The sequence below is a fragment of the Pseudomonas sp. GW821-FHT07F05 genome (assembly GCF_059418765.1).
In genome coordinates this window covers 648409-660768 of record NZ_JBWKQL010000002.1, presented here as the reverse complement: position 1 = coordinate 660768, position 12360 = coordinate 648409, and the positions used below count along the sequence as shown (strand labels likewise).

Annotated in this window: 10 protein-coding genes and 1 pseudogene; 1 reads left to right on the top strand and 10 read right to left on the bottom strand. The window is 56.6% G+C overall.

What is annotated here, in order from left to right; translation table 11 throughout:
- Positions 1-206 precede the first annotated feature (206 nt).
- From AC07RO_RS07055 to galB, 8 genes are all read right to left on the bottom strand, one after another.
- Positions 207-1436 (bottom strand): OprD family porin, encoded by a 1230-nt coding sequence (locus tag AC07RO_RS07055; RefSeq protein WP_495085653.1) that lies wholly within the window; start codon positions 1434-1436, stop codon positions 207-209.
- Between the two features lie 91 nt (positions 1437-1527).
- Positions 1528-2841, bottom strand: coding sequence for a dicarboxylate/amino acid:cation symporter (locus AC07RO_RS07050; protein WP_346628373.1), 1314 nt, complete (start codon positions 2839-2841; stop codon positions 1528-1530).
- A gap of 54 nt (positions 2842-2895) precedes the next feature.
- Positions 2896-3759 carry an amidohydrolase family protein gene (locus AC07RO_RS07045; RefSeq protein ID WP_346628372.1) on the bottom strand — a complete coding sequence of 288 codons (864 nt, stop codon included), beginning with the start codon at positions 3757-3759 and terminating at the stop codon, positions 2896-2898.
- Positions 3760-3871: 112 nt separating this feature from the next.
- Complete coding sequence (locus AC07RO_RS07040) at positions 3872-4756, bottom strand: LysR family transcriptional regulator (RefSeq protein ID WP_346628371.1); 885 nt, start codon at positions 4754-4756, stop codon at positions 3872-3874.
- A 27-nt stretch (positions 4757-4783) separates the two neighbouring features.
- Entirely contained in the window at positions 4784-5707 is a 924-nt protein-coding gene (locus AC07RO_RS07035; protein ID WP_495085652.1) for an NAD(P)-dependent oxidoreductase, read from the bottom strand.
- Positions 5707-6795 (bottom strand): 4-oxalomesaconate tautomerase, encoded by a 1089-nt coding sequence (locus tag AC07RO_RS07030; protein WP_495085651.1) that lies wholly within the window; start codon positions 6793-6795, stop codon positions 5707-5709. Before AC07RO_RS07030 ends, AC07RO_RS07035 begins: the two co-directional genes overlap by 1 nt.
- 5 nt (positions 6796-6800) lie before the next feature.
- A complete protein-coding gene (locus AC07RO_RS07025) occupies positions 6801-7517 on the bottom strand; it encodes a 4-carboxy-4-hydroxy-2-oxoadipate aldolase/oxaloacetate decarboxylase (RefSeq protein WP_346628368.1) in 717 nt (238 codons plus the stop codon).
- On the bottom strand, positions 7514-8248 hold the full coding sequence (galB, locus tag AC07RO_RS07020; protein ID WP_495085650.1) for a 4-oxalmesaconate hydratase: 735 nt from the start codon (positions 8246-8248) through the stop codon (positions 7514-7516). The genes AC07RO_RS07025 and galB overlap by 4 nt, the downstream gene beginning before the upstream one ends.
- A 155-nt stretch (positions 8249-8403) precedes the next feature.
- On the opposite strand from galB, the gene AC07RO_RS07015 reads away from it, so the two are divergent.
- Positions 8404-9627: a LysR family transcriptional regulator gene (locus AC07RO_RS07015; protein WP_495085649.1), complete on the top strand. Its 1224-nt coding sequence runs from the start codon at positions 8404-8406 to the stop codon at positions 9625-9627.
- A 204-nt stretch (positions 9628-9831) separates the two neighbouring features.
- On the opposite strand, the gene istB is transcribed toward AC07RO_RS07015, so the two are convergent.
- Positions 9832-10635 carry an IS21-like element helper ATPase IstB gene (gene istB, locus AC07RO_RS07010; RefSeq protein ID WP_495085648.1) on the bottom strand — a complete coding sequence of 268 codons (804 nt, stop codon included), beginning with the start codon at positions 10633-10635 and terminating at the stop codon, positions 9832-9834.
- Positions 10628-12128, bottom strand: a pseudogene (istA, locus tag AC07RO_RS07005) (IS21 family transposase). The gene istB and the pseudogene istA overlap by 8 nt, the downstream one beginning before the upstream one ends.
- Positions 12129-12360: the final 232 nt, after the last annotated feature.

The window sequence follows — 12360 nt, the reverse complement described above, 5'->3', positions numbered from 1 at the left end:
GTACCCAAACTGGCTACAGATCGGAGCATGAGGCCCGAGCGGACGTGTGGCGCTGCGTATCGCGCTACAAATCGCCAGGCCTCAAAGCTTCATTGACTCTCGGTCACCCGACGTCAGGGAAAAGCTTGCGGCGTGAAACCTTAGCCGGCTGACAAGATCACTTGACCCGTTCGAACTGACTTCTTACATCGATACTCGATCCAAGTTTAAAAGGATGTGAACAAGTAGCTTGCGATCAAGCGTGTCTCGTCAATATCTCTGGCAGCGTCACTTCGATAGGTTGCATTCCGTAATCGCACAGAGAACCCCTTTAACGATCCCTGGAAGGCGTAGTTTACGTCCACATCGCGTTCCCACTCTTTCTCGGCACCGACCGTCTTCAGGCCGTCTCCCCGGATATAGGCCGTGAAAAAGCTCAACTCTGGGATACCCAAGGCTGCGAAGTCGTAGCCATAGCGCAGCTGCCAGCTACGTTCGCCTGCGCTCCCGAAGTCGTGGTATTGAACGTAGTTGGGCAGGTAGGGGTTATTGATATAAGGAAAGCCCGTAGCACCGCCCATGACTTGGTAGGTCGCCATGACGCTATGCCCATTGTCTAAGGCGTATCCGAGCGCGGCAGCGTATGCGCGGTTATCAACCTCTCCCGCTTTGGCTGCGCCAACATCACGACTTGAGAAGGCACGCAGGTCAGTGATCAACATGCCTTTGCCGAGGCGCGTGTTATGTATCAATCCAGCGAACTGCTGACGGTACACGTCGACAAGCTCGCCATAAAAGTACGTTGCACTCAGTTCTGGCGTCAGCTTGTAGGTCCCGCCGCCATATCGATAGTTTTCGCCGATACCGGTTGCACGATAGCGACCATCTTTCACTGCGAGGGTTATGTCCTGAAGGTCGGTAGAGTCGGGTGTGATTGTCTTATCGAATTGCGCCAGGTTCAGGGTCAGGCGATCTACGTCGGTAGAGTTGATCTGCCAGCCCTGGAACGTCTGAGGAAGCAGTCGGCTGTTGTTGTACTGAAGCACTGGAACCTTTGGCAATGACATGCCGTAGCGCAGTGATGTTTGAGATACTTTGAGTTTGACGCCATAGCCTGCTTTTGAGTATTCATCAACGGCCTCACCGGAAGCCCGTTTGGGGAGCAGGCCGCTACCGGAACGGTCTGGGCTCGAATCCAGTTTGTAACCTGCAAACACCAGTGCGTCGGCGCCAAATCCGATGATTCCCGGTGTGTATCCCGACTCATAGTTGAGCAAAAAACCTTGGGCCCATTCTTCTCTTTTGGATACGCCCGTTCCCTGACGAAAATCCCCGTTGTAGTAAAAGTTTCGTGCTTCCAGGCGAATCTTGCTGTCCGCGATAAAATCATCGGCCATTGAGGTGTTGATGGAGATAAGTGCAGGTGTGAGCAAAGCAACATATAAGGCGCGGCTCATTTTTATTATTTTCCTGACGCAGGGAGTCGCTGCTCGGTGCTGGACCGAACAGTGACTGTTTAGAAATGGTGTGATCGATAGAGCAGAAGTTTTACGGCTTGGTGCCAAGTTCCTGGGCGAGCTTGTCGTGATCCAGTTCTTTTTCCCACGCTGAGACAACCAGCGCGGCGACACCGTTACCCACCAGGTTAGTCATGGCGAGTCCGGTGCCCATGAAGCGGTGGATACCCAGAATCAACACCATGCCCGCCACCGGTACAAGCGGCACCACCATCAAGGTGCTGGTCAGCATGACAAAGGCGGCGCCTGACACACCGCTGGCACCCTTGGAGGTGAGCATGGCCACGATGACTAACGTCAGTTGTTGAGAAAGTGACAGGTCGATGTTCAGCGCTTGAGCGATGAAGAGCACTGACATCGTCAGATAGATGTTGGTACCGTCGAGGTTGAAGGAGTAGCCGGTGGGAATGACCAGCCCGACGACTGGTTTGGAGCACCCGAGTCGCTCCATCTTTTCCATGATCTGCGGCAGCACCACTTCCGATGAACTGGTGCCAAGCACGACCAGCAACTCCTCTTTGATGTAAGCGATAAAGCGCAGGATGCTGAACCCGCAAACTTTCGCCACGCCACCCAACACCACGATGACAAACAATGCACACAGGATATAAAAGCTGCCGACCAGTTTCATCAGCGGCAGGAGCGCACCGACACCGTAAGTACCGACGGTGAACGCGATGGCGCCGAACGCGCCGATGGCGGAAAGCTTGGCGATGATGTGCACAATGCGAAAGAACACGCCGGACAGCCCTTCGATCATGTCGTAGACCGGTTTGCCTTTCTCGCCCATGGCTGACAGCGCGCACCCGAAGAGCACGGAGACCAGCAATATGCAAAGCACGTTACCTTCGGCAAAGGCCTGCACAAACGTCGAGGGAATGATCCCCATCAGAAATTCAACCATGTGCATGTGCTGAGCTTTCTCGGCGAACCCGGTGACTGCCGACGCGTCCAGGGTATTCACATCGACATTGAAGCCTGCCCCTGGATTGAAAAGGTGCCCACCGATAAGGCCTATCAGCAGCGATACCGTCGAAATGACCTCGAAGTAGAGCAGTGCTTTCCCTCCGACCCGACCGACCTTTTTCAGGTCGCGCATACCGGCGATGCCGGTGACGACTGTGCAGAAAACTACAGGGCCGATGATCATCTTGATCAGCTTGATGAACGCATCGCCCAGTGGCTTGAGGTCGGCGGCAAAGGTTGGCCAGAAATGGCCGACGGCGACTCCCGCGAGAATCCCCAACAGGACTTGAAAGTACATCGCGCGATAGAACGGCGGCTTGGTTTTCACCTTGGCGGGAAGGGTTACTTCTGCCTGAGCAGATGCAGGGCTGGGGTTCATGGCTTTCACTCACTGTAAGTCTTATTTTTGGAGATGCAGCAAAGCTGGGTGCACTTAACGGCCGTAGAGCTTCATCGGGTTATCGATCAGCAGTTTTTGACGCAGCAGAGGATCGGTACAGAAATTGAACATCAGATCCACCAACCCGCCGTCGTTGGGCATGTCTTTACTGATGTTTGGATGCGGCCAATCAGTGCCCCACAGGACGCGTTCCGGCGCTAGCTCAATCAGCTTCTGCGCGAACGGAACGGCATCTTCGAATGGTCGCCGCCCGACCGATACACGCTCTGCGCCACATACCTTGACCCACGCCAGCGGATTTTCCATCAGTTGCTGCAATGCCCGGAAGGACTGCTGCTCAATACCATCCTGCGCTTTGACGCGACCCATGTGGTCGATGATGAAAGGTACGGGTATCCGCGCCAATCTTTCGGCATAAGTCAGGATGTCTTGTGCATCAAGGTGCAGGACGACATGCCATCCCAAATCCGCAAGGCGATCCACAGTGCTATCAAAGACGTCCAGATCTGGCGCGCCACCCAGATGTGCAACGAAGTTGAATCGCACGCCACGAACACCGCCGGCGTCCATCTCGGCAAGCTGTTCATCGGTTTCGCTGCCGTCAACGATTGCTACGCCTCGATACCGTCCTTCACTCCGTGCAATAGCGTCGAGCATTGCGCGATTGTCACTGCCGTGACAGCTGGCCTGGACAATTACACCGCGCGTGAACCCCAAGTGGTTGTGCAATGCCTGCAATGTTTCAAATGGGGCGTCTGGCGGGGTATAGCTACGATCTTCGGCATAAGGGAAATCAGCCGCAGGACCGAATACATGGCAGTGCGCATCCCACGCACCTACAGGAAGCGGCTGCTTTGGTTTTGTTGGGTTGGCGTCAGGGGCGAGGCAGCTTTTCATCTCGTGTCCTTTATTATCGTTAGCGGAAGCGATAGCCGATGGTGGCCGCCTCGACGCCTTACAACAACAAGACACAGGCTCTAGCAGTTATGCGGATTTTGCATGCGTCTATTCAGTCTATGCAGATTTCACGAACCAATGACATGGTCTGTTGTGCCAGGCGAGACAGCGGGCGCTGCTCAAACGTTGCGATAAATAAGTGCGTCTGGATTGATGGATCAACGATCTGTGCAGCTTTGAGTCCTTCGAGTTTTCCGTCGCCGTTGGCCAAGGCCGAGCGAAACAGTACGCCGTAGCCCATGTTGAGATTGATCAATTCCAATAGCGACGGGATGCTATCGACCTCCAGGCAAACGTTCAGATGCACCTCATGCCTCGACGCTTCATTCTCGATGAGGCGGCGTATGGAGTGAGGTTCGCTGGGAGTGATTAAAGGGTATTGGCCCAAGTCTTTCATCGATACCTGGGAAGGGAGGTTCGAGTGCTGGCTACCTATGAGCATCAATGGTTCTGAGTGAATGTGCTCATATTGCAGTTGTGCGCTGTGGCCAGGATTGAAGAGCAGTGCGAAATCGAGGCGACCCAAGAGCAGCCACTCGCGCATCGAATGAGTCAGCCCTTCTTTGATCCCCAATATGCAGTCAGGAAAGCGCTCTCGGAAGGCAGAGACCACTGCCACAGTGTGGCGTCGGGAAATACTGGGAGGAAGCCCGACGACGACCTTGCCAGACAACGTATCGCGTTGTTCGCGCAGGTCTTCACGCGCCACCTGCACCTGCCGCAAGATGCCTTTGCCGTGATCGAACAAGCGTTGCCCGGAAGCGGTCAGTAAGACGCCTCGACCATTTCGCAAGAGCAGATGCTCCTGCAGTTCGACCTCAAGCTGCCTGACCTGACGGCTAACGACCGACTGTGAGATGTTCAGTACGGCGGCGGCCTTGGTGAAGCTTCCGAACTCGGCCACCCGTACGAAACATTCGAGCTGTTTTAGATCCATGAGTGCGACTATGGGAAAAAGGCTATGTTACCGCTTTTCCCGGACAGTGCTTTCATGAGCGATTGGACTGCCATACACCGTGTCGATCAGGTTTATCCAGTCGAATGGCTCAAGGTGTGAGTAATCAATATCGGCATCAAGCATGGCATCGACGAGCCCGAGCTGAGCGCTGACGATGGCTTGGCTCATGTTCGGAACCACGTCGACGTCGCGAGCGGTTTTTGCGACCTCTTTCATTTCCTCTGCGCGACGCCGACCGTGCTCGGCCACGCGACTGATCAAGTAGTGGGGTAGGGCGCCGTCCCAACCCATCTGCGGAAAACTCTGGTGCAATGACGCCAGCACCTCACCGTCGGCATGGTACTGGCGAGCGGTACTCAGACATTCAGTGGTGAGTGCTTCCAGGCCTTTGATCATGATGCTTCGACACATCTTTATCGCTGACGCTACGCCAATCACATTAGCCACTACCCGCACGTTCATGCCTAGCCCGCTTAATCGTTCAGCGACCAGGGTGGCGTGTTCGCCGCCTAACAGGATGGGTGTTTTCAAGCGTTGTGGCGGTACCGGCGCCATGACTGCAGCATCAATGTAATCGACGCCATGCAGCTCCATCGCTTTGGCTGCTGCCCGCTTCGTAGAGGGCGCCACCGAGTTGATGTCGATAAACAGTTGTCCGGGCTTCATCAGTGGCGCCGCGTCCAGTGCGACTTCGAGTGCGTTATCCGCTGTGACGGCTGAAATGATCCACTCGCCAAGCGCTATCGCTTGAGCCGCACCCTCGCACAGTTGAACGCCACACCGCTGGGCTTTTTCATGCAGCGCGGCTCGTTTGGCCGGGTCTTCAAGGAGTCGATCATAGGCGTAGATCTTCACGCCCTGTGCTGCAAGATCCTCGCCCAGAATGGCACCGGCTTCGCCGAAGCCGATCATAGATACGGTCGTGGTCATTACGATTTCACCGGTTTTTGCCAGACGTCGCCAGGAATGAGCACGTTGCCTTCGAACAACAGCCGTGCCGTTCGCACCAACCCGCAACCGGCTAACTGACCGTCAATTACACGCAGCTCCACCGTGAACTCGCCGGTTGGATGCTCGACAGACAATTGGACTCGATCACCTGTTTCTACTTGGGCCAAACTGCTCGCGACTGTCCCTTGAATCAGGCAGGCAGAGGCGACGCTGACAGCGCCGAACACCCCTATTGATGTATGACAGCGGTGAGGAATGAAGGTACGGCTGCCAATAGCGCCTCCGTTGCGGGGGGCTGCTATCAGGGACATTTTCGGTACTGTGCGCTTGCGCACATCCCCCAGATCCATTAACGGGCCCGCCTGCAGCCGGATCGATTCCAGCAACGCTTTGAGCGCCATGTTGGCGTCCAGTTGCTCGGGGTTTTCATCGCCCGTGCACCCCACATCAGTCGCCCTGATCAGCACAACAGGCATTCCATTGTCGATACACGTCACTTCAATGCCATCGAAGCGGTCAATGGCATTTCCGGTAGGCAAGAGCGCTCCGCAACTGGAGCCGGCAATGTCTTCGAACTCGACAATCAGAGGAGCACTGGTGCCAGGAACGCCATCGATGCGGGTATCCCCTGCGTACTCGACGATGCGACCTGGTGTTCGGACGTTAGCCACGGCGATCTGGCCGGTGTTCATCATGAAAATCCGTACGGTCGTCAGCGATTCGTCTGCGCTGATCAGCTCTCGCTCGATTGAAAAGGGGCCGACGCCGGCAAGGATGTTTCCGCAATTCTGGCCGTAATCAACTTGAGCGTGTTCGACTGAAACCTGAGCAAACAGATAATCGACATCAGCATCCGGGCGATCTGAACGGCTGATGATGGCGACCTTGCTGGTCAGCGAATTTGCTCCCCCGATGCCATCTATCTGGCGTGCATCGGGTGAGCCCATGACGGCCAGTAATACTTGATCACGCAGCTTACCTTCAGGCGGCAGATCGTCAGCCAGGAAGTAAGCGCCCTTGGATGTACCTCCACGCATCATGAGGCACGGAATTCGGGTCTGGCGCATGAAGGTCATCCTTGCAGGTCTGTGAGGCTGTCGTAGTAAGTCAGGCCCCGGTCGACGAGCTTCTGACGCATCTCATAGATATCCAGCCCCAATTCGCCGGCTGCCAGGCGCACCCGTTTCTGCTCTTCGATTCGAGCGCGTTTTCGGCTGGTTTCAAACACGCCGGGTAACTCTTCGCGGCGAACAATGACCACGCCGTCATCGTCAGCCACTACGACGTCACCGGGCTCGACCAACTGGCCGGCGCAGATGATCGGTATGTTGACCGAGCCCAGGGTTTCCTTGACTGTGCCTTGGGCATGAACCGCTCGCGACCATACCTTGAAGCCCATGTCCCGCAGCGTCCGGGTATCGCGTACCCCGGCGTCAATGATCAGGGCACGTACCCCTCGGGCCATCAACGAGGTGGCGAGCAAGTCGCCAAAGTAGCCATCGGTGCATGGCGACGATGTCGCGACCACCAGAATGTCGTCGGGTTGGCAGTGTTCGACAGCTACGTGAAACATCCAGTTATCGCCCGGCGCGACCAACACGGTTACAGCCGTTCCGCTGATGCTCTGGTTCTGCTGGATCGGGCGAATCGCAGAATCCAAAAGACCTTTGCGTCCTTGGGACTCATGCACGGTGGCAACGCCGAAGCGATCCAGTTCGTCGATCAGTGCCGAGTCAGCACGGGGAATATTACGTACCACAATGCCGGTTTTTCCGATCAGTGTGCTCATGCCAGATTCTCCGTCACCCGTGGGAAGAGGCTTTGGTAGCCCTCGGCATATACGATGTTACGGGTAGAGGCGATACCCACATTGCGCTTGGCCTGCACACCGCGTTGTAGGGCGACACGGGTGTAGTATTCCCAGAGATGCTCCTGGCCAGCCATGCACTGGATGGCGGCATATTTTTTATCCCAGACCTCGGTGATGTCCAACAGCACATCCGGGCGCCATTCGCATTGCTCAGGCTGATGGGGTTCGAAGCTGTAAACGGGTGGGGCACCCACAATTTTTTCGCCAGGCTTGTAGCCTTCGGCCTGAGCGATGATGCGCGCTTCCTGCGTCAGGTTCATCGCCAGCGGGTGATCGTAGTTGTAGGGGTCTTTGATCGAGTGACTGAGGACGAACTCCGGTTGCACGCGACGAAACACATCGGCCAAACGAAACAGTGTCTCTTTATCGGCGCGCATCGGGTAGTCGCCGATGTCGAAGAATTCCACGCACGCGCCAAGTATCTCCGCTGCGGCTTCAGCTTCGCTGCGACGCTCGGTTTTGACCTTGTCTTCAGACATCTCGCCTTTGCGCCAGAGCTTGGCCGACTCACCTCTTTCGCCATAGGACAAGCACACGATGTGTACGGCATAACCTCGTTGGGCGTGCAGGGCGATGGCGCCACCTGCGCGCCAGACGAAATCGGCAGAGTGGGCGCTGACGACTAATGCAGTTTTTGTTTTATTGATCATCGAAGGGCTCTTCTTGCGGCTGTTTGATAGCACCCACAGTCGCATTTGAGGGGGAGGTTGAATAATGCGTTCGGCGGCAATAGGTATGCGTTTTACTTATCGGGATGAGTTATGCATGCTGTGCACCCGCTTTCTCGAAAACACGGCAGGTAGGCATGCAGAGTCCTGAGTTGCCCAATTTGATGCAGGTTCGCGCGTTCCTTCGCGTTGTCGAATACGGCAGCGTATCCAAGGCATCTGCCGTGCTATTTCGTGCACAGCCTGTCGTGACACGCGCCATCCTGACGCTGGAGAAGCGCCTCGGCGTCTTGCTGTTCGAACGCACCGTCAATGGTATGCGTCTGACCGATTACGGAGACCGTGTCATTCCTCGGGCTCGCCGGGCCCTGGAGGAATTGCTGGCCGTTCCGTCTTTGCTGGGGCAGGTGCTGGGCCACTCCGCCGAGCCGCTTTACCTGTTCCAGACCCGCCGCCTGGAAATGTTCACGAAACTCTGTGAAACCCACCATATGCAAACCACGGCGAGTGCCCTAGGCGTTTCGCAGCCTGCGATCAGTGCCGCTATCAAAGTGCTGGAGCAGGGCAGTGGTGCGGGCCTGTTTGAACGCACGCCCCACGGTTTGCTGCCGACCCGCGCGTGCCTTGCAATGTTGCTGCGAGTGCGGCGAGCACTGAATGAACTGCGTCACATCGATGCGGACATCGCCGCGTTGAGTGGTTCCCTTCAAGGTGCCGTGCACGTGGGGGCCTTGCCGCTCGGGCGCACGGGAATACTGCCAGAAGCCATCGTGCGCCTGACCCTGGAACACCCCCACGTACGAGTCGTCACAAACGAAAGCCCGTTTGACCTGCTAGCCAGTGAAATGCGCGCTGGCGATGTGGATTTCGTACTCGGCGCTCTGCGCCCGTCGGTCTACGCCAGCGATCTGCATAGCGAAGCCTTGCTGCGGGAGGAAATGGTGATCCTGGTACGCCGCGACCACCCTTGGCTGGAGCGGACGCCTGTCTATGAGGACTTGAGTGCCGCCCGCTGGATCTTGCCTCGCGCCGGATCTCCGGCACGGCAACTGCTAGACGCGTTTTTTGCCCACATCGGCATCGCCGCACCCAGCCCAGTGATTGAAACGGGCGACCTGGCGATTTTGCGCGGTGTGTTGCTGCGCTCAGACATGCTCGCTGCTGTTTCGGCGCATCAACTGGAACACGAAATGGTCAGCGGTGAGCTGGTGCGATTGCCGCTTTCCCTTAGCCACACCACGCGCCCCATTGGCCTGATCTCCAGAGCGGGGGCGCTTCAATCGCCTGCGGCGCAGGCGTTGATGGACAAGATTCGGGAGGTGGTAGGGGAGGCGGCGGCGAGAATGGCAGAGATGTCCTGACGCAGGTTCAACGTAGTCATTCGTCAGCAAGGTGTCTTGACCCCCTTGGCGCTGATTGACCCACCCTGCCGATTGAAAAATGACCCAGGGCAGATTGCCGATTTGTTATCAGCAATTGTGGATTAGCGCAGCAGTCCTGTCGATCTCAAAGGATCGAAAGCCCCACCACATGTGCGCATGTGACAGGGCATTTTCCGATGCGGATCAAAATGGCTCATCGTCCTCAACTGCATCCTCTTCCTTACGCTTACGTTCTCGTGTCCTGATCTTTGTCTGGTCAGCCAGGGTGCTGTGTTGCAGACGATAGGATTCATTACCCGTTTCGACGATGTGGCAGTGGTGCGTCAGTCGATCCAGCAGCGCGGTGGTCATTTTCGCGTCGCCAAAAACACTCGACCATTCCGAGAAGCTCAGGTTGGTCGTAATGATCACGCTGGTGTGCTCGTAGAGCTTGGACAGAAGATGAAACAGCAACGCGCCACCGCTCTGGCTGAACGGCAGATAGCCCAGCTCATCAAGGATGACGAGGTCGGTGCGGAGCAGCCCCTGTGTAATCCGGCCCGTTTTCCCATCGCACTTTTCACGTTCCAACAGATTGACCAGGTCTACCGTGCAGAAGAAGCGGACTCGTTTGTTGTGAACGGTGATCCCGGACACAGCCGGTGCGCTGGCCAAGTGTGTTTTTCCGGTTCCAGGCCCGCCGATAAACACCACGTTTTGGGCCGTCTCGGTGAACTCCAGGCTGGATAGCTCCTTGACCAGTCGAGCATCAGCGCTGGAAGCGCTGAAGTCAAAGCCCACAAAGTCACGGTGCATGGGAAGCTTGGCCATGTTCATCTGATGATTCACGGAGCGCACGGCACGATCTGCTTGCTCCTGCTGGAGCAGATGCTCCAGCAGCCATTTTGAGGGCGCCGTCGACGCCTCTCCTTGCGCAGCCAATTCTTCCCAAGCGTGCGCCATGCCGTGCAGACGAAGCTCTTTAAGTTCTGCCATCAAGTCACGCATTTCGGCTCTCCTCATCTTTCGCACGCAGTTGGTCATACCTGGCCGTGTTGGCCGCCGGTGCGACCTTCAGCTGAAGGCTCGTTTCCACTGAGGGGGGTGGTGCGCTGGACGTCAGTCGAGCCAGGACATTCAGGATGTGATCCGCGCTCAAACTGCCAGACTCAAGCACCAGTTCTACGGCCACCAGAACGGAGTCCAGGCCGGTAATGGGCACTGCAGCCAACACCTGTGTCATGACGCGATCACCGTTAGCGTGACGCCGCAGGCCACGCTTGAGCAGGCGCAATGGTTTGGGTAAATCGGCAAACGGAGCACCATTGCGAAGTGCGCCAGGCTTGCGCTCGATCAGCGGGATGTAGTGCTGCCAGTCGTAGCTGACCTGGTCTCGATCAAAAAGCCGTTCGTGGCTGGCGATAGTTGTCTCATCGGCAACGACAACAACCCGCGAGGGATAGAAACGGCTGCTGACCCACTGACCGACGCGCTCGCAAGGCACCGAATAACGATTGCGTGCCACGCTGATTAGGCAGGTACTGGAGACCCGCACGGTGCGTTCGACATAGCCGTCGAAAGCGCTGGGCTTCGGCATCATTTCCACCCGCTCCAGCTCCAGGACATCTGCCACAGTAAGCCCTTTGTATTGCGGGTGCGGCAGCTCACTCCAGAGAGTCCGGCAGCGTCGGCCGAGCCAGACATTCAGCTCATCGAAGGTATGAAACAGGCAGTCTTGAGCATCGAGCCAGATGCGTCGCCGACTATCTTGGACGTTGTTCTCGACGATCCCTTTTTCCCAACCTGAGGCTACGTTACAGAAGTCTGGGTCGAACAAATAATCCGAGCACATCACGGCAAAATGGGCGTTGACCGTTCGTCCTTTGCCTTTGCTGACTTTGTCGACAGCCGTTGTCATGTTGTCGTAAATGCCGCGATGCGGCACACCACCCAATGCTCCGAACGAGCGAGTATGGGCATCAAACAACATCTCGTGACCTTGGCTGGGGTAGGCAACCAGCCAAAATGCACGGCTGGCACAGAGCTTCATGTGGGAGACCTGGATCCGCCTGAACAGCCCGCCGATCAGCAGACCTTCTTCACTCCAGTCGAACTGGAAAGCCTCGCCCAACGCGAACGTCAACGGCACAAAGGCTCGCAAGGATTTTCCTTAATCGCCGAGCCACGCGCGGATAAAGGCGGTCAGATGGCTGTAACCGCCGTCGTAGCCCCCGGCTTTGATCTGCTCAAAGAGACCCTTTGCGGTTCTGCGGTTGTGTTTTGCCCGAAGCGAATCGGCTTTGAGTGCCTGCTCCAGCGTGTCGTGGAAAGGACTGAGCTTGTTGAAAGCGGCTTGCCGCTGGTACACCGGCTGTTTGACTTCGGGGGGCTCTGATCCACTTTCGGATGGTGTTTCTGGATAGCCCGGTACGCTTGGCTATTTGGTGCAGCGAGAGCTTGTCGCGGAAGTACATCCGCCGAATTTTCCTCATCATTTCCATGCTGATCACCTAGTGTTCTCCTGCTCGGAAAGTGAGCAGAAGCAATTGAACACCTGGGTCAGTTTTCAGTCGGCAGAACAGCCTTTAATGGGTCAGTTTTCGGTCAGCGGCACAAGCCCCTCAGAGCAATGGTCCGCAGACTCGTAGATCGAGTAGCGTCCGCACCTACGGTCACCCGTCGAAAATTCCTACACAGTACATTGACCGGAGGCAGGCTAGAACGTTAACTGTA